22 protein-coding genes are annotated in these 24,399 nt (G+C 58.6%); 11 read left to right on the top strand and 11 right to left on the bottom strand.

Annotation, left to right across the window (positions count from 1 at the left end; all coding sequences use genetic code 11):
- Window positions 1-33 precede the first annotated feature (33 nt).
- On the top strand, window positions 34-498 hold the full coding sequence (locus tag EV660_RS07255) for an MmcB family DNA repair protein (RefSeq protein WP_071481026.1): 465 nt from the start codon (window positions 34-36) through the stop codon (window positions 496-498).
- Between the two features lie 95 nt (window positions 499-593).
- Here the strand turns inward: EV660_RS07255 and EV660_RS07250 are convergent, their stop codons facing one another.
- Complete coding sequence (locus EV660_RS07250) at window positions 594-1,172, bottom strand: invasion associated locus B family protein (protein ID WP_084635122.1); 579 nt, start codon at window positions 1,170-1,172, stop codon at window positions 594-596.
- Window positions 1,173-1,764: 592 nt separating this feature from the next.
- Between EV660_RS07250 and EV660_RS07245 the strand changes: the two genes are divergently transcribed.
- The 4 genes from EV660_RS07245 (at window position 1,765) to EV660_RS07230 (ending at window position 6,757) form a co-directional block, all read left to right on the top strand.
- Window positions 1,765-3,309 carry a helicase HerA-like domain-containing protein gene (locus EV660_RS07245; RefSeq protein ID WP_071481024.1) on the top strand — a complete coding sequence of 515 codons (1,545 nt, stop codon included), beginning with the start codon at window positions 1,765-1,767 and terminating at the stop codon, window positions 3,307-3,309.
- A gap of 66 nt (window positions 3,310-3,375) precedes the next feature.
- The gene (gene obgE, locus EV660_RS07240) at window positions 3,376-4,401 is read left to right on the top strand and encodes a GTPase ObgE (protein ID WP_071481023.1); all 1,026 of its coding nucleotides are present in this window, start codon (window positions 3,376-3,378) and stop codon (window positions 4,399-4,401) included.
- Window positions 4,389-5,504: a glutamate 5-kinase gene (gene proB, locus EV660_RS07235; protein WP_071481022.1), complete on the top strand. Its 1,116-nt coding sequence runs from the start codon at window positions 4,389-4,391 to the stop codon at window positions 5,502-5,504. The genes obgE and proB overlap by 13 nt, the downstream gene beginning before the upstream one ends.
- Window positions 5,501-6,757 carry a glutamate-5-semialdehyde dehydrogenase gene (locus EV660_RS07230; RefSeq protein ID WP_071481021.1) on the top strand — a complete coding sequence of 419 codons (1,257 nt, stop codon included), beginning with the start codon at window positions 5,501-5,503 and terminating at the stop codon, window positions 6,755-6,757. Before proB ends, EV660_RS07230 begins: the two co-directional genes overlap by 4 nt.
- Before the next feature lie 43 nt (window positions 6,758-6,800).
- Here the strand turns inward: EV660_RS07230 and EV660_RS07225 are convergent, their stop codons facing one another.
- The gene (locus tag EV660_RS07225) at window positions 6,801-8,684 is read right to left on the bottom strand and encodes an acyl-CoA synthetase (protein ID WP_071481020.1); all 1,884 of its coding nucleotides are present in this window, start codon (window positions 8,682-8,684) and stop codon (window positions 6,801-6,803) included.
- 97 nt (window positions 8,685-8,781) lie between these two features.
- Complete coding sequence (locus EV660_RS07220; RefSeq protein WP_071481019.1) at window positions 8,782-9,999, bottom strand: MFS transporter; 1,218 nt, start codon at window positions 9,997-9,999, stop codon at window positions 8,782-8,784.
- Window positions 10,000-10,070: 71 nt separating this feature from the next.
- On the opposite strand from EV660_RS07220, the gene EV660_RS07215 reads away from it, so the two are divergent.
- Complete coding sequence (locus EV660_RS07215) at window positions 10,071-10,703, top strand: DNA-3-methyladenine glycosylase family protein (RefSeq protein ID WP_071481018.1); 633 nt, start codon at window positions 10,071-10,073, stop codon at window positions 10,701-10,703.
- Complete coding sequence (locus tag EV660_RS07210; RefSeq protein WP_071481017.1) at window positions 10,700-11,365, top strand: alpha/beta hydrolase; 666 nt, start codon at window positions 10,700-10,702, stop codon at window positions 11,363-11,365. The genes EV660_RS07215 and EV660_RS07210 overlap by 4 nt, the downstream gene beginning before the upstream one ends.
- Before the next feature lie 128 nt (window positions 11,366-11,493).
- Here EV660_RS07210 and EV660_RS07205 read toward each other — a convergent pair whose 3' ends face one another.
- The 4 genes from EV660_RS07205 to EV660_RS07195 all read right to left on the bottom strand — a co-directional run bounded on the left by EV660_RS07205 (window position 11,494) and on the right by EV660_RS07195 (window position 15,295).
- Window positions 11,494-12,471 (bottom strand): 2-dehydropantoate 2-reductase, encoded by a 978-nt coding sequence (locus EV660_RS07205; RefSeq protein ID WP_071481016.1) that lies wholly within the window; start codon window positions 12,469-12,471, stop codon window positions 11,494-11,496.
- Between the two features lie 4 nt (window positions 12,472-12,475).
- On the bottom strand, window positions 12,476-14,017 hold the full coding sequence (locus tag EV660_RS07200; RefSeq protein ID WP_071481015.1) for an acyl--CoA ligase: 1,542 nt from the start codon (window positions 14,015-14,017) through the stop codon (window positions 12,476-12,478).
- 47 nt (window positions 14,018-14,064) lie between these two features.
- The gene (locus EV660_RS18595; protein WP_157798936.1) at window positions 14,065-14,229 is read right to left on the bottom strand and encodes a hypothetical protein; all 165 of its coding nucleotides are present in this window, start codon (window positions 14,227-14,229) and stop codon (window positions 14,065-14,067) included.
- Between the two features lie 145 nt (window positions 14,230-14,374).
- Window positions 14,375-15,295 carry a LysR substrate-binding domain-containing protein gene (locus EV660_RS07195; protein WP_071482174.1) on the bottom strand — a complete coding sequence of 307 codons (921 nt, stop codon included), beginning with the start codon at window positions 15,293-15,295 and terminating at the stop codon, window positions 14,375-14,377.
- A 180-nt stretch (window positions 15,296-15,475) separates the two neighbouring features.
- Here EV660_RS07195 and ugpB point away from each other — a divergent pair, with 180 nt between their 5' ends.
- From ugpB to EV660_RS07175, 4 genes are all read left to right on the top strand, one after another.
- A complete protein-coding gene (ugpB, locus tag EV660_RS07190) occupies window positions 15,476-16,798 on the top strand; it encodes a sn-glycerol-3-phosphate ABC transporter substrate-binding protein UgpB (protein WP_071481014.1) in 1,323 nt (440 codons plus the stop codon).
- A gap of 77 nt (window positions 16,799-16,875) precedes the next feature.
- Window positions 16,876-17,760 carry a sn-glycerol-3-phosphate ABC transporter permease UgpA gene (gene ugpA / locus EV660_RS07185; protein ID WP_071481013.1) on the top strand — a complete coding sequence of 295 codons (885 nt, stop codon included), beginning with the start codon at window positions 16,876-16,878 and terminating at the stop codon, window positions 17,758-17,760.
- 13 nt (window positions 17,761-17,773) lie between these two features.
- Window positions 17,774-18,622 carry a sn-glycerol-3-phosphate ABC transporter permease UgpE gene (ugpE, locus tag EV660_RS07180; RefSeq protein ID WP_071481012.1) on the top strand — a complete coding sequence of 283 codons (849 nt, stop codon included), beginning with the start codon at window positions 17,774-17,776 and terminating at the stop codon, window positions 18,620-18,622.
- 3 nt (window positions 18,623-18,625) lie between these two features.
- A complete protein-coding gene (locus EV660_RS07175) occupies window positions 18,626-19,678 on the top strand; it encodes a sn-glycerol-3-phosphate import ATP-binding protein UgpC (RefSeq protein ID WP_071481011.1) in 1,053 nt (350 codons plus the stop codon).
- A gap of 100 nt (window positions 19,679-19,778) precedes the next feature.
- On the opposite strand, the gene EV660_RS07170 is transcribed toward EV660_RS07175, so the two are convergent.
- The 4 genes from EV660_RS07170 to EV660_RS07155 all read right to left on the bottom strand — a co-directional run bounded on the left by EV660_RS07170 (window position 19,779) and on the right by EV660_RS07155 (window position 24,375).
- Window positions 19,779-20,378 (bottom strand): superoxide dismutase, encoded by a 600-nt coding sequence (locus tag EV660_RS07170; RefSeq protein WP_071482173.1) that lies wholly within the window; start codon window positions 20,376-20,378, stop codon window positions 19,779-19,781.
- Window positions 20,379-20,460: 82 nt separating this feature from the next.
- On the bottom strand, window positions 20,461-21,045 hold the full coding sequence (locus EV660_RS07165) for a sarcosine oxidase subunit gamma (RefSeq protein ID WP_071481010.1): 585 nt from the start codon (window positions 21,043-21,045) through the stop codon (window positions 20,461-20,463).
- Complete coding sequence (locus EV660_RS07160) at window positions 21,038-24,055, bottom strand: sarcosine oxidase subunit alpha family protein (RefSeq protein WP_071481009.1); 3,018 nt, start codon at window positions 24,053-24,055, stop codon at window positions 21,038-21,040. Before EV660_RS07160 ends, EV660_RS07165 begins: the two co-directional genes overlap by 8 nt.
- Window positions 24,052-24,375, bottom strand: coding sequence for a sarcosine oxidase subunit delta (locus tag EV660_RS07155; protein ID WP_071481008.1), 324 nt, complete (start codon window positions 24,373-24,375; stop codon window positions 24,052-24,054). Before EV660_RS07155 ends, EV660_RS07160 begins: the two co-directional genes overlap by 4 nt.
- Window positions 24,376-24,399: the final 24 nt, after the last annotated feature.

Here is a 24,399-nt window from a genome sequence, read left to right as displayed (position 1 = left end):
GACCAAGGTTCATGATTTGTTCATTGTTGGGCAATGTCACAAGCGTTTTCACATTCGCAAGGACTGGCGCCGGGGCAGGTGCTGGCACGAGGGGTAAGCCGCTTTGTGCGGACCCTTGGCTATGCGCCCCTGACTGAATTTGTTCCTGTTCGTGGGTTGCGTGTCGATGTTATTGCGCTTGGCCCAAAAGGTGAAATCTGGGTGGTAGAGTGTAAATCATCTCGCAGTGATTTCACATCCGACCAGAAATGGCACGGTTATCTGGACTGGTGCGACAGGTTCTTCTGGGCCGTCAACCCGGAATTCCCAATCGAGTTATTGCCACAGCAGACTGGTGTGTTGCTTGGCGATGGGTATGGGGCGGAAATCCTGCGCATGCCAGAGGTGTCACCTTTATCAGCGCCCAGACGAAAGGTGTTGATTAGCAGTTTTGCCCGGCAAGCCGCTTTGCGTTTGGCCCGCGTGCAAGATCCGAATGGAGAGATGTCGGAAATCTGAGACGCCGTTGCGAGGCTTCAGGATGGGCTGTGACGGATACAGGCACAAAAAGACCCGGCGCGGTGGCCGGGTCTTTGCTTGAATTCTTCGGCAGTTTATTCGCCCAGTTGCTCGTTCAGCTCGGCAAAAGCAGCGGTAAACCCGATAAGCGACATATTCAGTTCCACCACCTGATCAGGCGCTGCAACCGGGACCAGTGACCATGTCGCTGTTGCACCCCGGCGGAATGCATCCACCTCGGACGCCGTGAACCCAACCCGAGCGACACAGCCAATCGCAGTGCAGAATGTGAACGGATAGCGCTTGGCGTCCCCCCCATTTACCTGCATCACCAGTTGCGCGGTCAGCAGTGTGTCAAGCGGTGTCAGGATGCTTGCGCCCGCGGCGGCTTCCTGACCGGGCGGAAGCGGGAAGATGGTGATCTCTGCGGTCGGGTTGCCTTCCGCATCACGCAGCAGTTGATACATCTGGCAGGGGTCCTGCTGGTCTGCAACGCGGACACAGACCAGTTCCCAATCCCCATGTGTATTTCCCACATAGCTTTCGTCATTTTCCTGGTTGATGACCTCACCTGTTGACAGGCCAGTGAGCGGCGAGTCTGTCGCCTCTGGTGCCTGCTCTGCGGTCTGCGCGCTCAGCGTTGCGGCACTAAGCGCAAACGCCGCTGCCGTCATGGTTGTTCTGAAGATGCCAGCGGTCCACTGTGCCATTGAAGTTCCTCAATATCATGTCAGGTTCTGGGATTTGGTAGCATGTCACATACCAAGAGTCAGGCGGAAAAGCCAATGACTCATAACATTTGAAAGGCCGTGATCCGCCTATCGGCTAGCATCCAAGGCGGTCGTGGATGGGCTGCCGTGGCCCGTGTGCTTCCCAAAAAACAAGCAACGCCGATCTATATTAAAATAAGGGCCCAGAGGCCCTTATCTAGATATCTTTTTTTTCTCCCTGTCGGACCGGCCGACGAATTGCGGTGACGTTAGGATTAATTCCTGGTCCCGTCAACAAAAAAACCAAACTGGAATTTTCGGATTTTTTGCACATGATTTACATGCGTTTACAGATGCCGCGCTGCGAATATTTGACACAAGTATAGACAGTACAAAATATTCAGAAGGGGGAAGACAGCGCGCTTTGGTCTGGGCGAAACAGGCTTTGCCATCCCCCCGTGCACCCAAGATTCGCTTCCCAAAGCAGTCTGCCCTGTAATAGATTTCACGCAGCGATTTTGCAGTGTCGCGTTCTTGAGCATGGAAGGTATTTGGCATGTCACAACCGGACAAGGCGATCTTCGTCGGTGGGGGCGGGGAGGAGCAGCGTACCGCTCAGGAATTGTACCTGAAGTTTGGCAACCGGCACGGGCTGATTGCAGGGGCGACCGGCACAGGCAAAACCATCACGATGCAAGTTCTTGCCGAAGAATTCTCGGCAGCCGGGGTTCCGGTGTTCCTGACGGACATCAAGGGTGATGTCGGCGGCATGGCAATGCCGGGCACGCCACGCGGCGGGCTGGAGCGGCGCGCTGAACAGATTGGCCTCGACGGATATGGATACCGCGAAACACCGGTCATATTCTGGGATTTCTTTGGTGAACACGGTCACCCTGTACGCGCAACCATTGCCGAAGTTGGTCCGCTGTTGTTGTCACGTATGCTGGACCTAACCGAAGCGCAGGAGGGGGTGATAAATGTCGCGTTCCGGATCTCGGATGATGAGGGGCTGCCGATTCTGGACCTCAAGGACCTGCGCGCAATCCTGAATTTTCTGGGCGAGAACCAGCGCGAGATTTCGGTGCAATACGGCAATGTCACAACCCAAAGCATCGGCGCGATCCAGCGCAAGTTGCTGGTTCTGGAAAATCAGGGCGCTGCGCATTTCTTCTCGGAACCTGCCTTGCAGCTTTCTGACTTCATGTGCATCGCGCCTGATGGGCGGGGCTATGTTAGTATCCTTCATGCCGAACGGCTGATGCGCACGCCACAGCTTTACGCCACATTCCTGCTTTGGCTGTTGTCGCAACTGTTCGAGGAATTGCACGAAGTCGGAAACCCGGACAAGCCGATTCTGGTCTTCTTCTTCGACGAGGCGCATCTTCTGTTCAACAATGCGCCGCGCGCCTTGGTGGAAAAGGTCGAACGTGTCGCACGGCTGATCCGGTCCAAGGGGGTTGGCGTCTATTTCGTAACGCAAAACCCCGATGATGTGCCCGATTCTGTGTTGGGTCAGTTGGGCAACCGCGTACAACAAGCGCTGCGCGCCTTCACGGCGCGCGACCAGCAGGCCTTGCGGCGTGCCGCCCAGACCTATCGCCCCAACCCGCGCTTTGATATTGCCGATGCCATCCGCGATGTGGGTGTGGGCGAGGCTGTGACCTCTTTTCTGGAAGACAAGGGCAATCCCGGTATGGCAGAACGCACATTGATCCGGCCGCCTGCTTCGCAAATGGGGCCAATAGAAGATGGGCAGCGCCAGATGCTGATGCTGCGGTCCCCAGTCGCGGGCAAATATGAGGTAATGATCGACAGTGACAGCGCGCATGAGATGCTGGCGCGCCGCGCAGAGGAGGCCGCGAAAGAAGCGGACGCCCTTCTGAAGCAAACCGAAGCTGAAAAAGAGCGCGAGTTTACTGCCGCCCGCCGGTACGAGCCACCAGCGCGTCGCGGACGCGCAACCACAACCGGACGCAGCCCTGCACGGCGCGGCGACTCGGCGGTCGATGTGTTTGCCAAGTCGATGGCGCGGCAATTGGGCACGCGTTCAGGGCAAGCGCTTGTGCGCGGTGTGCTTGGGGGGCTTCTGAGGGGACGGTGAGTGCTTGAGGCGGCAGGCATTTGCCTGTAGAGGCTAGCGCCTGACCACAAGGCGGAGTGTACGCGCATGAAATTTCTTGATCTTGCCAAGGTCCAAATCCGCTCTGGCGGGGGCGGGGCTGGCTGTGTGTCATTCCGGCGCGAAAAGTTCATCGAATATGGCGGCCCCAATGGTGGCGATGGCGGGCGCGGCGGCGATGTCTGGGCCGAAGTTGTGGACGGGCTGAACACGCTGATCGATTTTCGCTATCAACAGCATTTCTTTGCCAAATCCGGTCAAGGCGGCATGGGGCAGGGGCGTACAGGCAAGGATGGCGAGTCGGTCGTTTTGCGCGTCCCCGTGGGCACAGAAATTCTGGATGAAGATCAGGAAACCGTCATCGCCGATCTGACAGAGGTTGGCCAGCGCGTGTTGCTGGCCAAGGGCGGCAATGGCGGCTGGGGCAACCTGCATTTCAAATCGGCCACCAATCAGGCCCCGCGCCGCGCCAATGCGGGCCAGCCGGGGGTTGAACGTGAAATCTGGCTGCGGTTGAAACTGATTGCTGATGCCGGTCTGGCGGGTCTGCCCAATGCGGGCAAATCGACCTTTCTGGCCGCCACATCCAATGCGCGCCCCAAGATTGCCGATTATCCCTTTACCACATTGCACCCCAATCTGGGCGTTGTGGGCATAGACGGGCGCGAGTTTGTCATGGCCGATATTCCCGGTCTGATCGAAGGCGCAAGCGAGGGGCGGGGTCTGGGCGACCAGTTTCTGGGTCATATCGAGCGCTGCGCCGTGCTGTTGCAATTGGTTGATGGCACCGCTGTGGATGTCGCCGAAGACTGGCGTGTCATCGACCATGAACTTGATGCCTATTCGCATGATGTTGCGATGAAGCCGCGTATCATTGCCCTGAACAAGATTGATGCGCTGGATGAGGAAGAACGCGCCGAGAAAAAGGCCGCATTGGAAGCAGCTTGTGGTCGGCCTGTGCACATGATTTCGGCAGTGTCGGGTGAGGGGATGCAAGAGGTGTTGCGCGCGCTGATGGCACGTATCGACAAGTCAAAACCCAGCGACGAGGATGATGGGCCATGGCAACCCTGACTGCGGCCAGCGTGCTGGGGCAGGCGCGGCGCGTTGTGATCAAGATCGGCTCTGCCCTGTTGGTGGAGCAGGGAAAGCTGCGCGAAGACTGGTTGCGCAGTCTGGCGGCGGATGTGGCGGGGTTGCGTGCTAGTGGGGCGGATGTGGTTATCGTGTCTTCCGGCTCTATTGCGCTGGGGCGCGGGGCGTTGCACCTGCCCGAGGGTGCATTGGCACTGGAGCAGAGCCAGGCGGCCGCCTCTGTCGGACAAATCCGACTTGCCCGCGCCTATGAAGAAGCCCTGACACCGCATCAGATTTCCACCGGACAGGTGCTTTTGACGCTGGATGACACCCATGACCGCCGCCGTTACCTGAATATCAGGGCGACTTTGGCGACATTGCTGGGGCTTGGCGTTGTGCCGATTGTCAACGAAAACGATACGATCGCCACCGATGAGATCCGATATGGCGACAATGACCGTCTGGCCGCACAGGTCGCGGTGACAATCGGGGCCGATCTGCTGGTGCTGCTGTCAGATGTCGATGGCTTGTATACTGGCAACCCGCAAACTGACCCGGATGCGCGCCATTTCGCGCAGGTTGACGTGATTACCCCGGAGATAGAAGCGATGGCAGGCGAGCCAACCTCCAGCCTGTCCAAAGGCGGTATGAAAACCAAGGTTCTGGCTGCCAAGACCTCTGTCGCGGCGGGCTGTGCGATGGTCATTGCGGCAGGGGCCGCGATGCACCCGCTTGCACAGTTGACACAAGGCGCGCGCGCAACCGTGTTCGTGGCGCAGGGTGACCCGCGATCTGCAAGAAAACGCTGGATTGCGGCGATGAAACCCAAGGGCGTGCTGCATGTCGATGCTGGGGCTGTGCAGGCGCTTGGTCAGGGCAAGTCCTTGTTGCCCGCCGGGGTGTCCCGCATCGAGGGGCAGTTTCAGCGCGGCGATCCCGTGGCGATCATGGGGCCAGATGGGGCTTTGGGTGTCGGGCTGGCGGGCTATGACAGCACCGAGGCGGCGGCGATTGCCGGGCACCATTCGCGCGAAATCACTGAAATCCTGAACTATCCGGGCCGCGTGGCCCTGATCCACAGAGACGAGATGGCCCTATGACCGAGATCAGCCCCGAAATGCTTGAGATGGGCAACCGCGCCCGCACTGCCGCCACGATGCTCGCCACCACCCCGCCCGAGGCCAAGACGCAGGCGCTGAACGCAGCGGCTGACGCGTTGTTGGCATCGCAGGACGCGATCCTTGCAGCCAATGCCCGCGACATGGCGGCCGGGCGCGACAAGGGGCTGTCGGCGCCGATGCTGGACCGGCTGATGCTGGACGCGCCGCGCTTGCAGGGGATCGCGGGGGCCTTGCGCGAGATTGCTGCACAGCCCGATCCCGTGGGGGCCGTGATCTCGGAATGGGACCGCCCGAGCGGGCTGCATATCCAGCGCGTGCGCACGCCCTTGGGCGTGGTCGGCGTGATCTATGAATCGCGGCCTAATGTGACAGCAGATGCAGGCGCGCTTTGCCTGAAATCGGGCAATGCCGTGATCCTGCGCGGCGGCTCCGAGAGTTTCCATTCCTCGCGCGCGATCCATGCCGCGCTGGTCGCCGGGGTGCAGGCAGCGGGGCTGCCCGAAGATGCGATTCAGCTTGTCCAGACCACCGACCGCGCGGCAGTCTCGGACATGCTGCGCATGGTGGAGCATATTGACGTGATCGTGCCGCGCGGCGGCAAGGGGCTGGTCGGGCTTGTCCAGCGCGAGGCGCGGGTGCCGGTCTTCTCGCATCTCGAAGGCATTTGCCATGTCTATGTCGATGCCAGTGCCGATGCGGATAAAGCGCGCCGCGTGGTGATCAACGCCAAGACGCGCCGCACCAGCCCGTGCGGCGCGGCGGAATGTCTGCTGATCCACCGCGACATCGTCGACGGGCTTGGCGCGCAGATCATCGCTGATCTGGTCGCAGCAGGGGTCGAGATGCGCGTGGGCGAGGGCTTGCAACATCTGCCCGGTGTGGTGCCTGCGCGGCCCGAGGATTTCGGCTATGAATTCCTCGACATGATCATGGCGGCGGCAGTGGTTGACGATGTCGAGGGCGCAATGGCGCATATCCGCAAATACGGATCACAACATACCGACGCGATCATTGCTGAAGATGATGGCATCGCCGCGCGCTTTTTCGCGGGACTGGATTCCGCGATCCTGATGCGCAACGCCTCGACCCAGTTTGCCGATGGCGGCGAATTCGGACTTGGGGCAGAGATCGGCATCGCCACAGGCAAGATGCACGCACGCGGACCCGTCGGGGCAGAGCAGTTGACCAGCTTTAAGTATCTGGTCACAGGCAATGGGACAGTGCGGCAGTAAGGGCCGCTCAGGGCGCGATTTGCGCGCGCCCTGAAAAAGGCAATCAAACACGCTCTGTAGCGACGGTAAACTGATCCAGAAGCGCGCTCAAAGCACTGTCGCTGACGCCGCCTTCTGCTGAGATGCGCGCGACAAGACCGCGCTGCCTGTCTTCGATAACCTCGGACACCTTGGCTGCCAGCCCTTCATCGTCAAACGCGGCATCCAGCACGCGTTTGATCGCAAGGCGCCGCAAGTCGGGCTTGAACACCTTGCCGACAGCGGTTTTGGGCAACTCATCCAGTATCTCGATATGTTTCGGGATCGCCACGCGCTCTGAGACACGGTCCGTAACATGCTCAAGCAGGGTGTCGGGTGTCGCCGTGGCCCCTGAGACCAACTCCACATAGGCGCAGGGCAATTCACCCGCCCGGGCATCGGGCTGACCAATGGCCCCGGCAAAGGCAACATCCGGGTGGCTTAGCAGGGCTTCTTCAATCTCGGCGGGATCAATATTGTGACCGCCGCGAATGATCAGGTCTTTTTGTCTGCCTGTGATCCATAGATAGCCATCTTCATCCAGCCGCCCCAGATCGCCGGTGCGCAGGAAATGCCCGTCTACATAGAGGTCATCATTCTTCTTCGCCTCGGTATAGGTTGGTGGGGTCACGCCGGGATTGCTGATACAAATCTCGCCAACTTCGTTGGGGGCGCAGGCGACCATGTCGCCGTTTTTACTGCGCAAGATCCGCACCTCGGTATAGGGCAGGGGCAACCCGACCGAGCCGATTTTTTTCATTCCATCTACAGGGTTACAGGAGACAAGGCAGGTTGCTTCTGTCAGCCCGTAGCCTTCGGCGATCTGCACGCCGGTCGCTTGCTCGAACCGCTTATAGGTTTCGCGCGGCAACGCGGCAGAGCCTGAAATCCCCGTGCGCAGTGTTCTGATATCCGCATCAACCTTGCGCTGCATCAGTGCTGAGAGTGCTGTGGGCACGGTGATCATGAAGGTGACACCCCAGCGTTCGATCAGCTTCCAGAAATTATCGAAGACGCCCTCTCCACGGTAGCCTTGCGGCGTGGGAAAGACGACATGCGCCCCTGACATGATGCAGCACATCAGAATCGGATAGGCGGCAAAGACATGAAACAGCGGTAACGGGCAGAGCAGCACATCCTTTTCGGTGAACAAAAGCTCTGCGCCCAGCCAGCCATTATAGATCATCCCGCCATAACGGTGCTGCGCCATCTTGGGCATTCCCGTCGTGCCGCCGGTATGAAAATAGGCGGCGATCCGGTCTGACGTTGGTGCGTCAAAAGACAGCGCATCACCGGGCTGGCGTTCAAGTTCGCGGTGAAAGTCCAGAACCTTTGCATGGTGCTGATGCGGGTTTTTCGGGCGGATAAACGGCACGATCCAGCTTTTGGGCGGGCTGAGATGGGGCAGCATATCCACTTCCAGCACAGTCTGGACGGTTGGCACCATTGCAACCGCCTGCGCAACTTTCTGCGCCACATCTGTTTTTGGAAAAGAGCGCAGCGTGACCACCACTTTCGCGCCTGTCTCGCGCAAGAGCGCCGCCATCTTGTCCGGCTCCAGCAGCGGATTGATCGGCGAGACACACCCCGCAGTCATACCTCCAAGCAGCGTGATTGCAGTTTCATTCAGCGTGGGCAGAATATAGGCCACGCTGTCTTGTTCCTCGACCCCGAGGCTGCGAAACAGATTGGCCGCTTGCGTCACACGCCTGAGAAATGTGGCCCATGTCAATGTCTGGGCCTTTGTGCCGGGTGCGGAAAACATCTGAAAACTGATGGCATTTCGCGCGCCGTGGCGCTGTGCGGTCTGTTGTAGCGCTTGATAGACAGATACGGGCATATCGCGATCTTCCCAGGCACTTTCAGCCTCGATCGCGCGCAGGTCGGCGCTGGTCTTGAATGGATGCATGGCGGGCCTCCCTTCCCAATGTGGCTAACAGATCATTGATCTGAACCTCAGGCAAGGCATAGGTGGGAGGCTATGCGTCAAAGTCGCGTGTGCTCGCTCAGGCGTCGCGCGGGCGCATGGCCAGCCAGATCAGCGCCGACCCGGCAAGCACGAGGAAGGGCAGCATTGCCATATTCACCAGTTGCCAGCCTGTTTCGGCATCGCCGCCCGAACAATTCATCAACGTGCCGGAACTGAGCGATGCAACAAAGACACCGCCAAAGACGATCATGTCATTCATACCCTGAACGCGCCCGCGCTCTTCCGGGGCGTGGGCGGCTGTCAGCATCGTCGTCGCGCCGATGAACCCGAAATTCCAGCCAATGCCCAGCAGAATCAAGGCGATATAGAACTGCTCCAGCTCCACGCCGGTCATGGCGACTGCGCCTGAAGCGGCCAGAATGACCAGCCCTGTTCCAACAATAGCGCGTGCACCGAACCTTGCGATCAAATGACCCGTGAAGAAAGAAGGCGCATACATCGCCAGCACATGCGCCGAGACGATATTGGCGGCATCTGATGTGTCGAAACCACAGCCCACAACAGCAAGGGGCGTCGAGGTCATGACCAGATTCATCAGCGCATAGGATACTGTTCCGCAGATGATCGCCACAGCGATAACCGGGATTTGCAGCATCTCGCGCCGCGTTCGTCCCACCGCCGATGTGCTGGTCTGCTTGGGCGGGGTTGGAATGTCCAGAGCGCTTAGCAGGGCAACGCCTGCGATATTCAGGGCGATCACGGTCAGATATGTTGCCAGAAACGGCACTGGCATCGCATCTGTTGTCAGGGACACCAGTTGCGGGCCAAATACGGCCGATAACAGCCCGCCGGCCATGACATAGGAAATCGCCTTCGGCTTGAATTCCGGGCTGGCGGTGTCTGTCGCAGCAAAGCGGTAGAACCCGTTTGCCGACATATAGGTGCCGGTTATGAAAGAGCCAAGCAGAAACAATTCAAAAGAGCCAAGCATCAGTGCGTAGGCTGAAATCGCCGCCCCCACAGCACCCGCCCCACATGCAACCCAGAACCCCGCGCGACGCCCATAAGCCTGCATGAAGCTGGACAGCGGCGTCGCCGCCGCCATCGACCCCAGTACGATCAGCGAAATGGGCAATGTGGCCCAGCACGGATTCGACGCCAGCATCTGCCCGGCCAAGCCGCCGATGATGAACAGAATCGGCAATTGCGCGCCGACGACGGCCTGCGCGGCAACAAGCACCATGACATTGCGCTTGGCGCGGCTGTTATCGGGGGTTGAAACTGTATCGCTCATGCGCGCAGGATTAGACCGAATACGGCGTGTGGGAAAGGGGTGTTTTACATGTGTAACAAAATGGCGCAGCGATGACGGTCGGGCGTATCCTGACAAGTGAGCAATGCATGGAAGAAGGTGCGGCATGGCTGGCGCAGCGTGATCCGCGTTTCGCCTATGCTCTTGAACAAACAGGCACCCCGCCATTGCGACGGAGGCCGGACGGGTTTGCGCATCTGTTATCTGCCATTGTTAGCCAGCAGGTCAGCACCCACGCCGCACGCGCCATCTGGGGGCGGATGGAAGGGGCAGGGCTGACCACCCCCGAGGCGGTGCTGGCCGCTGACGATGACAGCTTGCGCGCACCGGGCCTGTCCGTCCAGAAAATGCGCTATGCCCGCGCGCTGGCCGCAGCAGGTATAGATTTTGAGTCCTTGCGCCGTCTTCCAGATGAAGAGATCACCCGTATCCTGACCGAAGTGCCCGGTATCGGGCGCTGGACAGCGGAAATTTACGCCATGTTCAGCCTTGGCCGCGCCGATGTCTTTGCGCCTGCCGATCTGGCCTTGCAGGAATCTGCGAAAAGGTTGTTTGATCTGCCCGACCGCCCGAGAGAGGCCGCGCTGCGCCGCATGGCGGCAGAGTGGTCGCCCTGGCGCACGGTTGCGGCGGGGCTGTTGTGGGCCTATTACCGCGTTGAAACCGAGAGGGAAGGAATCATATGACACGCGCGCTGCAGTCTGAGCGTCGGGGGCCCGTTTCGGGGGGCAAGGCGAAATCGGCGGTTATTTTCGTACACGGCTATGGGGCAGATGGCGCGGACCTTCTGGGGCTGGCTGACCCGCTAGGCCCGCATCTGCCGGATACCGTGTTCTTCTCGCCGAATGCACCTGAGAAATGCGCTGGCAACCCTTTTGGGTATCAGTGGTTCCCGATCCCGTGGCTGGACGGGTCCAGCGAAGAACAGGCACTTGCCGGGCTGGAAGCGTCTGCCGTGGATCTGAACGCATTTGTTGACAAAGTGCTTGCCGATGAACGGTTGACCGCTGATTGCGTGGCCTTGGTCGGATTTTCACAAGGCACGATGATGAGCCTGCACATCGCCCCGCGCCGGGATGCGGCGCTGGCAGGGCTGGTTGGCTTTTCCGGCCGCTTGATGGTGCCCGAGAAACTGGACAGTGAAGCCGTCTCGCCGCTGCCGATCCTGCTTATCCATGGCGATCAGGATGATGTGGTGCCGCTGGCAAGCCTGTCTGAGGCGGCTGATGCGCTGGTCGCGGCCGGCTTTGAAACCTACAGCCACATCTCCAAGGGGACGGCACATGGCATTGCCCATGATGGCTTGTCGCTGGCCCTGTCATTCCTGCGCGAAAAGCTTCCGGGCTAGACCTAGCCATTTTGCAGGACCACGCCGCCGCGCATCTTGTATTGCACGGCGGTCTGACTGCGTGATTGTGGCCATGCGATTGCTATGACACGCGCGTCCTTGTGGTCTCGGTCATCTGGCGCGTAAGTCTAGCCGTACAGCCCTGCAGAGCGGGCGCGAAGGCGGATCAAGGCAAGGATAGTGTCGATGGTCGGGGTTGGCGTTTGTGTCAGGCGGCCCAGTTCTTGTACCGCTGTGACAAGCGCATCAATCTCCATCGGGCGCCCGGCATCAAGGTCTTGCAGCATCGAGGTTCGATGCGCACCCACGGCGGCCCCCCCGTCGATGCGCCGGTCCACATCAATCGGGAACTTCACCCCCAACTTCTCGGCAATCTCTTGCGCCTCGACCATCATGGCGCGCGCGACGGCGCGGGTGCCGCTATCTGTGCACAGTACGTCCAGCGTGGCATGTGTCAGCGCGGAAATCGGGTTGAAGGACAGGTTACCCCATAGCTTTACCCATATCTCGTCGCGGATACGGGGCCGGACCGGCGCTTTTAGCCCCACAGAATTCAGAGCCTTAGATAGCCGCATGGCGCGTTCCGACTTCTCGCCCGAAGGCTCTCCCAGTGAAAAGCGGTTGCCCTCAATATGGCGGATGGTTCCGGGTTCGATCACTTCGGCTGCTGGATAGACAACACAGCCCAGGACGCGGTCTGGACCAAAACCGCGCCATTGCGCGCCACCGGGATCAACACTTTCAAGCTGCGTTTCGGCAAGCGGCCCTTCAAGGCCGTGAAAATACCACCAAGGTACACCGTTGACGCCAGACACAATAGTTGTGCCATCGCCGATTAGAGGCTGCATCTGATCCACCACGGGGGGGACCGAATGCGCCTTGAGTGTGATGATCACGTAGTCCTGCGGCCCAAGTTCTGCCGGGTCTTCTGATGCAGTGACCGGCACAGTGAAGCGCTCGCCCCCCTCGATCAGGGTCAGCCCTTTGTCACGCATGGCTGCCAGATGCGGGCCGCGTGCCACAAGGCTGACATCCGCGCCCGCTTTGGCAAGTTTTGCGCCCATATAGCCACCAATGGCCCCTGCGCCGAAAATACAGATTTTCATTCGTTCACGCCTCCGTCACGAGGCCCAGCTTTTCGGCCAGCCCGATGCGTTGCAACTTTCCGGTGGCACCCTTGGGTATTTCGGTCAGGATCACAACCTTGCGCGGTACCTTGAAATCGGCCAGCCGGGAGGCGGCAAAGTCACGGATATCACGATCCGTTACCTCAGCGCCTTCGCGCAGGACCACGGCTGCGCCAACCTCTTCGCCCAGCTTGGGGTGGGGCAGGGCAAATGTCACCACCTGCGCCACGGCGGGGTGATCCATCAGCACTGAGTCTACCTCCAGCGGGCTGACCTTTTCACCGCCGCGGTTGATGATCTCTTTCAACCGTCCCGTCAGGTTCAGATAGCCATCTGAATCAAAAGCGCCCTGATCGCCAGTGCGGAACCAGCGCTTGCCCTCCATCTCGAAGAAATTCTTGGCATTCGCTTCTTCATTCGCTTCATATCCCGGGGTGACATTGGGGCCAGAGATTACGACTTCGCCAATGGCATCCATTGGCAGAAGCCGATCTTCGATTTCATCGGCCACGCGCACTTCCGGCCCGCCAGCAATTCCGACAGAGCCGGGCTTTTGCGCGCGTGGCGGCAAGGGGTTTGTGGTCATCTGATGGGCGGCTTCGGTCATCCCATAGCTTTCGATCACCGGGCAGCCGAAAGTCTTGGACAGTTGCACCATGACCTGAGGCGGCAAGGAGGCAGAGGACGACCGGATCAGCCGAAGCTGGATGCGCCCTAGAATCTCAGTATTCCGTTCGGCGCGGGTCAGAATGGCCTGATGCATGGTCGGGACGGCTGTGTACCAGCTTGGCTTCGCGCTATCCAGCCAGCCAAAGAAGCGCAGCGCGTCAAATCCGGGGGCGCACCAGATAGATGCACCCGCAGCAAGGCTGGCGGAAATCGCGGCCACCAGCCCGTGGATATGGAAAAGTGGCATGACGTTCAGGCACCGATCCGCAGCCGTCAGGTCCAGAGAGGTGCCGATATGGCGGGCCGATGCCGCAACATTGTGCTGCAAGAGCGGCACAATTTTGGGGCGCGACGTTGTGCCTGAGGTATGCAGGATCAACGCAATATCGTCTGGTCCTGACAGCGCGGTGTCGGGTGTGCCAATGGCTTGCCCCTCGGCCACGAGCGTAAAGCTGCCTGCCGGTTCTGCCGGATCAAAGCCAAGCCGCAGGATCACAAGGCCATGACGGGTTGCGGCCTGTAGCGCGGGGCCGTCATAGCCTGTGGGCAAAACGATGGCCTTGGCCTTCAGATCTTGGAGATAGAAGTCGAATTCATCCACGCGGTAGTTTGGATTGAGCGGGGCTGTAACCGCGCCCTGTGCAATGGTCACAAAGGCCGAGGCCATTTCGGGTCCGTTGGGCAGAACGATTGCCACGCGGTCGCCCCGCCCCACACCAGCGCCATGCAACGCGGCCAGCGTGCGGGCCGCGAGTGCGCGCAGCGCGCCATGTGTCAACCACGGACGGTCGGGTGCACCAAGAGCAGGCGCATCATCAGGATGCGGCGCAAACAGAGCGTGCAGGGTGTTGGACATGGTAGTTCCTTCTCCGATTTGGCAGGGATAGACTGCTTTTGGGCGGATCAGCCCGAGTGTACAGCCTGACGGTGCTTGCGCAGTTTCGAAGCAAGCGGCAGCAGAAAGAAAATGGATGCCAGTGCAATGAATGTTCCTGAAAGCGGGCGGGTGATGAAAGTTGTGACATCTCCCTGTGCCGCAATCAATGCCTGGTGAAAGCTTTGTTCCATGACCGGCCCTAGCACTAAGGCCAGCAACCAGAGGCGCCATTGGATAATCGGCCTTGCGCAACAGATCGCCCACACTCTCGAACACAAGGATCAGCCAGACATCATGCACGCGCTGGACGGGGTCAAAGCCGCCTAAAAGATATTGCTAAATCTCGGATCTGTCCGGGTGTATTGCATATGCCTGAAGGCTGGACATGAAGATTTCCAGAAACTCCAGCGCGATCATCGACGGGTGTTTGTGGATGGGCCGGACCAGCGACAGCCGATGCGGGATAACTGGCGCAAATGGGCGGAATTCGATTCCCCTGCCGATATATTGCGCGGCATCCAATTCGCTGATGACAGAAACGCCCATGCCACGGCGGACAAATTCGCAAGCTGTCGTGAATTGTCGTGCCTCAATGAAGGTGTTCAGACTTTTGCCATCTGCAACGAAAGCTTCGCTGAGCAACCGGTAGAACATGCTTTCGCGTCTGGTATGGATAAGTTTCAGGTCCGCCAGATCGCGCGGACGGATGACCGTGTGACGCCGCAATGGGTGGCCCTGCGGGAAAATACAGACTGTCCGGATATCAATCGTCTCGCTTTCAACCGCTGGATGGCCTTCAAATCCATCGGTTATGCCTACATCAAACTGTTCCCCGACCATCCATTCCAGAATGCGTTCTGGACGATCAGGCTCTATTGTCACCCTGACGCCGGCGCGCTGTTCGAGGAACACTGCAAGAACTTCGGGAAGATGACTGATCGCAAAACCCGGCAAACAGGCGATTCGCAATTCACCCGCCTTGTTCTGGGTGATGTTGCGCCCCGTCTCAGATATCCGGGTCAGAAGGTCCAGACTGCGCCGGATATCCGGCAAAAGGAATCGCGCTTCCTGTGTGGGCACCAGCCGCCCGTCGCGCCGGTCAAACAGTGCAAAACCAAGTGCTTCGGTCAGATCGGCGATCAGGCGGCTGACCGCTGGTTGCGAAATCTCCAAAGCCTGCGATGCTCGCGTCATGGAGCCATGTTCGACCACTGCGAGAAAGGCTTCCAGTTGCCGTGGGCTGAGTTGGGTGTGCATCTTGGCCAATACTCTGGTTATGGATCTTCGATATATAATAAACTGTTATGGTGTATCGCCAATAAATTGTCTTGTCTTATGATTGTTACAATGCGAGTTTACTTCAGATAGCAAGCGGGCTGCCAACGGGGTTCGCGATCAACATGCCAATGAAATTGCTATCTCCAAAGGGAGGGTATCATGAAGAAACATGTCTACGGGGCTTGCCTTGCAGCAAGCACAGCACTGTCGCCGGTTCTGGCAAACGCTCAGGTCACCATCGAGTGGTGGCACGCCCTAGGTGGCGAATTGGGCGAATTGCTGGAAGGTGTGGCCGAAGGGTTTAACGCCAGCCAGAGCGATTTCGTTGTCCGCCCCAGCTTTCGCGGCACCTATACTGAAACGATGACTGGCGCGATCGCTGCGTTCCGCGCGAATCAGCAGCCGCATATCGTGCAGGTTTTCGAAGTTGGCACCGGCACCATGATGGCAGCCGAGGGCGCGATCTACCCGATCTACCAGTTGATGGAAGACAAGGGCGTGCCGTTTGACCCGGAAGCCTATCTGCCTGCTGTTGTCAGCTATTACACTGATCCGAATGGCAACATGCTGTCTTTCCCGTTCAATTCGTCCACCCCGATCATGTATTACAACAAGGATGTGTTCGAGGCCGCTGGACTGGACCCGGAAACCCCGCCTGCAACCTGGGCGGATGTTGAGGCAGCCTCTATTGCGATTCTGGAATCCGGTGCTGCGCCTTGCGGGTTCACCACCTCTTGGCCAAGCTGGGTCATGCTGGAGAATTTCAGCGCATGGCACAACATTCCACTGGGCACTTTGGCCAACGGTTTCGAAGGGTTCGAGACAGAATTCGTCTTCAATAACGAACTGGTCGCCCGCCATTGGGACAATCTGAAAGCATGGCAGGATGCGGGCGCGTTCCGTTGGGGTGGCCCTGGCCCTGGCCCTGATGCATTTCCTGCATTCTATGCAGGTGAATGCGCAATTGTCTTTGGGTCGTCCGCCAGCCGCGCAGGCGTTCTGCGCAACACGGATTTCAATGTCGGCTTCGGCTTCCAGCCCCATTATGATGATGTTGAGGGCGCACCTCAGAACTCGGTCATCGGTGGCGCAACCTTGTGGGTGCTGACTGGCAAGTCGGACGAGGAGTATGAAGGGGTTGCACGCTTCTTCGAATACCTCTCTCAGCCCGAAGTGCAGGCAGAGTGGCACCAGGACACTGGCTATCTTCCGATTACGCAGGCTTCTTTCGATCTGACGCGTGAACAGGGGTATTACGACGAAAACCCCGGTGCCGATACGTCGATCCTGCAAATGACCCTGAACGAGCCGACCGAGAATTCTCGCGGGCTTCGCTTCGGTAATTTCGTGCAGATCCGCGATGTCATCTCGGAAGAGATGGAAGCTGTCATGACAGGTGCAAAAACAGGTGAACAGGCGACAAATGACGCCGTGCGCCGTGGCAATGACTTGCTGCGCCAATTCGAAGCTGGGCTTAACTAAGCACACTTCTCAGGCGAGTGCCCCCGGATCGCAGGTCCGGGGGCACTGTTTTTAACCGCAGATCAAGGCCAAATCCCATGCAGACAAAGCGCATGACCTTTTCCAGCAAATGGCTGCCCTATGCCTTGCTGGCCCCACAGGTGATCATCACGCTGATCTTTTTCATCTGGCCTGCAAGTCAGGCGCTTTATCAGTCTTTTCTCAGACAGGATATTTTTGGTCTGCGGACCAATTTTGTCTGGTTCGACAATTTCAACCGGCTCTTTGCTGATCCGCTTTATCTGAATTCGCTCAAGGTGACTTTGGTTTTCAGCCTTGGCACAACATTCCTGTCCATGTCCGTGGCGCTGCTATTCGCGGTCATGGTCAATCGTATGATCCGTTCGCGCGACAGTTATACCACCTTTCTGGTGTGGCCCTACGCAGTTGCACCCGCCATCGCAGGGGTGCTGTGGTGGTTCATCTTCAACCCCTCGATCGGGATCATGCCCTATATGCTCAAGGGGTTTGGGTATGACTGGAATCACCGGTCGTCCAGCACCGATGCCATGATCCTTGTGATCATCGCCGCTGCATGGAAGCAGATCAGCTATAATTTTCTGTTTTTCCTTGCTGGTTTGCAATCCATCCCGCATTCGCTGATCGAGGCCGCCGCGATAGACGGGGCCAGTCGGTTCAAGCGCTTTTGGACAATCGTTTTCCCGCTATTGTCGCCGATCACCTTCTTTCTGATGGTGGTAAATGTTGTCTATGCCATGTTCGATACATTCGGCGTGATCCATGCCACAACCGAAGGCGGGCCAGCGCAGGCCACGAATATTCTGGTCTACAAGGTCTATCGGGACGGGTTTGTGAACCTGAACCTCGGCTCTTCCGCCGCGCAATCGGTCATCCTGATGGCTATCGTTATTGTGCTGACCGTCATCCAGTTCCGCTATATCGAGCGGCGCGTGAATTACTGAAGGGGCCGGAAACATGGTTGAAAACAATCGCTGGGGCAATTTTTTCGCCCATCTGGTTCTGATCCTTGGCGTGGCCATCGTGATCTTTCCGGTCTATGTGGCCATCATCGCCTCGACCCATCCGCCGGGCACATTCATTCGTGGTGTGATGCCGCTTTTGCCCGGCCCGAATGCGCTGGAAAACTACAAGACCGTCATCACCGAAGGGCGCTCGCGCGCGGGGACGCCGCCAATCGGTGGGATGCTGTGGAACAGTTTCGTCATGGCCATGGCGATCACTTTGGGCAAGCTGTCCATCTCGTTGCTATCCGCCTTTGCCATCGTCTATTTCCGCTTTCCTTTCCGCATCTTCTTTTTCTGGGTCATCTTCCTGACGCTGATGCTGCCAGTAGAGGTGCGTATCGTGCCAACCTTTCAGGTGGTGGCTGATCTGGGAATGCTGAACAGCTTCGCGGGCCTGTCGATCCCGCTGATTGCAAGCGCCACGGCAACATTCCTGTTCCGTCAGTTCTTTATGACAGTGCCTGAAGAATTGATGGAAGCGGCACGCGTGGACGGGGCAGGGCCGATGAAATTCTTCAAGGATATTCTGATGCCCTTGTCGATCACCAATATCGCGGCGCTGTTCGTGATCATGTTCATCTATGGCTGGAACCAGTATCTATGGCCGCTTCTGATCACCACGGACCCTGAATACTACACGATTGTTATGGGCATTCAGCGCATGGTTACGGGCGGCGACTCGGAACCGCTCTGGCATCTGGTCATGGCCACTGTTGTGCTGGCCGCGCTTCCACCGATCCTCGTGATCCTGTTCATGCAGCGCCTGTTTGTCAAAGGCCTGACCGAGACGGAGAAATAAGACATGGCATCCATTTTCATGGATAATCTGGGCAAGGTCTATACAGGCGGTGTCCGTGCTGTAACGGGCGTTAATCTGGATATCGCCGATGGCGAGATGATTGTGCTGGTCGGCCCATCGGGCTGCGGGAAATCCACGCTTCTGCGCATGGTGGCAGGTCTGGAGACGATCAGCGAGGGCAGCCTGAAAATTGGTGATCGGGTGGTTAACAATCTGGAACCCGCAGATCGTGATATTGCGATGGTGTTTCAGAATTACGCGCTTTACCCGCATATGACCGTCTATAACAATCTTGCTTATGGGCTGAAAAATCGTGGCTTTGCAAAGTCCGAAATTCAACGGCGCGTCAATGAGGCCGCCCAGATGCTGGAAATAGGCCAGTTCCTGGACCGCAAACCGCGCCAACTGTCGGGCGGGCAGCGCCAGAGGGTCGCAATGGGGCGTGCGCTGGTGCGCGAACCCGCGGCCTTTCTGTTTGACGAACCGCTGTCCAATCTTGATGCGAAACTGCGCGTGCAGATGCGGGTCGAGATCCGCCAGTTGCAAAAGCGCCTTGGCACGACCTCGCTTTATGTCACCCATGACCAGTTGGAAGCGCTGACAATGGCTGACCGCCTTGTCGTGTTGAACGGGGGGCAGATTGAACAGGTTGGCACGCCTATGGAATTGTATTCCCGTCCCGCGACGACCTTTGTCGCCGGGTTCATCGGGTCACCGGCCATGAACATGCTATCGTCCGAGTATCTGCGCGGCCTTGTTTCCGCCGAGGCGCTGTCGCATGTGCCCACGCAAGCCGATCTGATCGGCATTCGCCCTGAAGATCTGTCGCTTGCCGCGCCGAAGGATGGAGAAATCAGCCTGACGGGGACGCTAATGTTGCTGGAACCTGCCGGTGCCGAAAGCCATCTGCATTTGCGGTTTGACGGGCATGACGACATGATCGTCGCACGCCTGCCGCATGTCCCGGATGTGGCAGAGGGGGCCAAGCTGACTTTCAGCCTGCCGCGCGGGAAACTGCACCCCTTTGACCGGGCATCTGGCAAGCGCATGGCGTGACACTGGCTGCGCCGTTGGCTTGGCGCTGTCGCGACTGGTCTGGAATAAAATGAAAACGGGGGCGCTCAAGCGCCCCCGTTTTGCATTCCATCAATCGCAATCACATGCGTGAAGCAACGTTTTCCCAGTTTACCAGCTTCTCAAGGAAGTTGCTCAGGTAAGCCGGACGCTTGTTGCGGAAGTCGATGTAATAGCTGTGCTCCCACACATCGCAGCCCAAAAGCGCTGTCTGCCCGAAGCACAGCGGGTTGACGCCGTTTTCAGTCTTGGTGACCTTCAGCGACCCATCCTTGTCCTTGACCAACCAGCACCAGCCTGACCCGAACTGACCTGCACCCGCTGCGGCAAATTCTTCCTTGAACTTGTCAACCGAGCCGAAGCTTTCTGTCAGTGCCTTTTCCAGCTCACCCGGCATACCGCCAGTGCCCGGACCCATCATCTCCCAGAACTGCACGTGGTTCCAGTGCTGGCTGGCATTGTTGAAGATGCCAGACTGCGCCACTGCGCCTGCCTGATAGGTGCCGGTGATGATATCCTCGACAGATTTGCCTTCCCACTCGGTGCCTGCGATCAGCTTGTTCCCGTTATCGACATAGGCCTTGTGGTGAATGTCGTGGTGAAACTCCAGCGTCTCTGCGCTCATGCCCAGATCGGCAAGTGCATCATGCGCGTAGGGAAGATCAGGAAGGGTAAAAGCCATATTATCCTCGTATGTTATTTTCATCTCGCTGCCCTGAATAAGGGGCTTGAGCCGCCGCAGGTCAAGGGGCAGCGAAAAATAACTACGAAGTTTCTGTGGGTAAGCGATACAGATCAGGCTCTGATCCCTTTGCGCTAACAGTCGAAAGCAGATCGAACATATAGCCCGCAACAGACTGGAAACAGACCAGTGTTGCCTCCTCCTTACCCGAAACCCAGATTGCAGCGGCGACCTGTGCCGCACGGGTGCGGCGGATGTCCCCTTCGCTCAGGGTGCTGAAATCCACCGGGCAGATTTTCGCCAGCGCGTCGCGCCATGCCGCGCCCTGCACTGAAAACACGGCACGCGCATCGGATACGACAGCGACCGTCGCAAAGCTGCCCTTTAGCGCTGTGGCAAGCGCGCTGGCAATGCTGGCCGCCTTGTCATGCGCGCAGAATATCATCACCTCATCCGGGCTCATCCATGCGACGCTTGCGGCCTCGCCCAAGGTGACGCGGCGCTGTTTGGGTATGGCGCATCCAGTGGCATCTTTGATCGCCTTGATGACGGGCTTGGCAGCAAGGTCAGCGCGCAGGGTAACCATACCCTGCAAGCCTGCTTCACGGATGGTGACGAAACCTTCGAACTCTGCGCCGGGCAGCGCGCTTTGTGCCAGATCAGACATTCTGCTTCTCGCCTTCCTTGTCATACAGCACCGGATCAATGATCCGGGCGGTGATGCGTTTGTCGCCTTCCCCCGCGAAGGAGATTTCCTCTCCCATCCGCTCTGGCCCGCGTTCAACCAACCCCATGGCAATGCCGCGCCCAAGTGTTGCGGAATAATAGGTCGAGGTCACGCGCCCTTCGGTTATGGCCTGCCCATTGGTATTCTTGCCCGCGCGCACAGCCAGTGCCCCATGCGGCAGCACCGAGCCGTCGAGCGTCTCCAACCCGACCAGTTTCCAACGCATGGGGTCGATCATGGCTTCGCGTTCCATCCCGCGCTTGCCAAGGAAATCCTCTTTCTTCTTGCTGATGGCCCAGTTCAGGCCAAGGTCTTGCGGGATAACTGTGCCGTCGGTTTCATCACCGATCATGATGAAACCTTTTTCAGCGCGCAGGATATGCAGCGCCTCAGTCCCATAGGGCATGATGCCCAGGTCTTTGCCCTCTTCCATCAACTTGTCCCAGAAAGCGCGGCCCTGGCTGGCAGGGACGGCGATCTCGAAGCTCAATTCGCCGGAAAAGCTGATGCGGAACACACGGACATCAAAGGCACCAAGCTTGCCGTCGCGCCACTCCATGAAGGGCAGGGCCTCGCGGCTGACATCCATGCCGCCCAGACGTTCCAGCAGCGTGCGCGCCTTTGGCCCGACAACTGCAATCTGTGCGAATTGCTCGGTCAGATTGACGGTGTGCACTTTCCAGTCCCACCATTCGCATTGCAGCCAGTCTTCCATCCAGGCATGAATGTGATCGGCCCCACCAGATGTGGTGTGCACAAGGAACGACTGCTCATCAATCCGGGCGACAACGCCATCATCCATCAAAAAGCCGTTTTCATTACACATCAGGCCGTAGCGGCATTTTCCGGGCTTCAGCGTGCTCATCATATTGGTGTAGAGCATGTCCAGAAAACGGCCCGCATCCGGCCCGCTGACCAGAATTTTTCCAAGTGTAGAAGCGTCCAGCAAGCCTATGTTCTGGCGCGTATTCTTGACTTCACGGTTCACGGCATCATGGCGGCTTTCGCCTGCTTGGCGGTAGGTATAGGGCCTGCGCCATTGCCCGACAGGCTCCCAATCCGCGCCATTTTCCGTGTGCCAGTCATGCAATGGGGTGCGGCGCAGCGGTTGGAACACGGTGCCGCGCGCCTCACCTGCAATCGCGGCAAGCGAAATGGGCGTATAGGGGGGGCGGAATGTGGTGGTGCCGGTCGCGGGGATCGGTTGACCCAATGCATCAGAAAGAATTGCCAAGCCATTGATATTACTTAGCTTGCCTTGATCTGTTGCCATGCCCAGCGTGGTGTAGCGCTTGGTGTGCTCAACCGATTGATAGCCTTCGCGCGCCGCCAGTTGCACATCAGCGACCTTCACATCATTCTGGAAATCCAGCCACATTTTCATGCGCAGGTCATATTCCGCATTGCGCGGCATCATCCAGACCGGTTCCATCGGTGCGGCATCGGGCATGGTGTCCGTGGCAGGCGCGGCAGCGGCTGCCACTGTCGTTCCAAGTGCTTCGGCCGCCTTGATGGCTGATGCATGTGCATCTGCCAGCACTGCACCCATCTGGCCTGCGGCTGAACCGCAGGTCTGCACAAAACCTGAACCATTTGCGCCCAGCGGGGGACGGTCAGGGTCGGGGCGGAAGAAGCTGCCATCCTCGTCCCAGATCAGCTTGCCGCCGCAATGCGACCACAGATGCACAACCGGTGACCAACCGCCCGACATGGCGACCGCATCACAATCCAATTTGTCGGTATAGGCCGTTCCCTTGCTGTCAATCCGGCAAATCTCGACCCCAGTAACGCGCTTGCCGCCCTTGACCTTGCGTATGCCTTTGCCTGTCAGGATACGAATTCCCAGTTCACGGGCGTGCATTGGCAGGGCACCTTGGGGGTCTTGACGGGCATCAACCACCGCAGCCACCCCCACGCCTGCTTTTCGCAGCGTGATCGCTGTACGATAGGCATCGTCGTTATTGGTAACAACAACCACCTCCTTGCCAGGCGCAACAGCGAAATTGACGACATAATCGCGCATGGCACTGGCCAGCATCACACCTGGCACATCATTGCCCGCAAAGGACAAGGGCCGTTCGATCGCGCCGGTGGCGGTTACGATCTGGCCCGCGCGCATCCGCCACAAACGGTGACGCGGGGCGTCAGAGGTCGGGATGTGGTCGGCCACACGCTCATATCCCAAAACATAGCCATGATCATGGACACCCGCACCCATGCAGCGCAGGCGCGTTTGAACATTTGGCATGTTTTCAAGGGTTTCAACGGTTCTCCTGATCCAGACATCTGCTGGCTCGCCATCAATTTCGACCATGTCAACGGGCGCGCGACCGCCCCAATATGCGGTCTGTTCCCACAGCATGACTTTTGCGCCCGCCTGTGCAGCGCTCAGCGCGGCCTGTAGCCCGGCAATCCCACCACCAATGACAAGCACATCGCAAAATGCATAAATCTGTTCGTAGCGGTCGGGGTCTTTTGCTGTTGTTGCAGGTGCCTTGCCCAGCCCGGCAGAACGGCGGATGATGGGTTCATAGACATGCTTCCAGAAGGCACGCGGCTGGATGAAGGTCTTGTAGTAAAACCCCGCCGTCAGGAATTGCGGCACCAGATTGTTCAGCGCCAGCAGATCGAAATTCAGGTTGGGCCAGTGGTTCTGGCTTTCTGCAACCAGCCCATCGAACAATTCGGTCGTGGTGGTGCGTTGGTTCGGCTCATAGCTGTCACCGCGCCCAAGCCCGACCAGCGCGTTGGGTTCTTCAGCACCAGAGGCAACGACACCGCGCGGCCGGTGATATTTGAAAGACCGTCCCAGAAGCACCTGACCATTCGCCAGCAGGCTTGCGGCGAGCGTATCGCCCTTGAAGCCCCGCATGGTCTTTCCATTGAAGGTGAATTTCTGCTCTTGGGCACGATCAATCAGCCGGCCGCCAGTGGCAAGACGATGACTCATTTAAACCCCTCCCATTCCGGGCGTTTCTGTTTGATCTTGGCAATGATCTCGGGCGGGGGCTCGGTGGTCTGGGCGGGGTATGTCCCAAATACTTCGAGGGTCATGGTGTCGCGCGCGGCAAGAAACCATTTTCCGCAGCCATAGGCATGGCGCCAGCGCTCGAAATGCACTCCGCGCGGATTCTTGCGTTGAAACATGTAAGTTTCATAGTCGTCATCCGAAGACCCAGGGCCGAAGCGCTTCAGATGCGCCTCGCCCCCCGGAGAGAATTCGGTTTCTTCGGCTGTGACGCCGCAGCAGGGGCAGGTTAACAGCAGCATGGCGCGACCCTCCTTTTGGCAGGG

It is taken from the genome of Roseinatronobacter bogoriensis DSM 18756 (assembly GCF_004366635.1).
Lineage (GTDB): Bacteria > Pseudomonadota > Alphaproteobacteria > Rhodobacterales > Rhodobacteraceae > Roseinatronobacter > Roseinatronobacter bogoriensis.
Note: the sequence above shows the minus strand (reverse complement) of the source record. Positions and strands in the feature narration are given on the sequence as shown.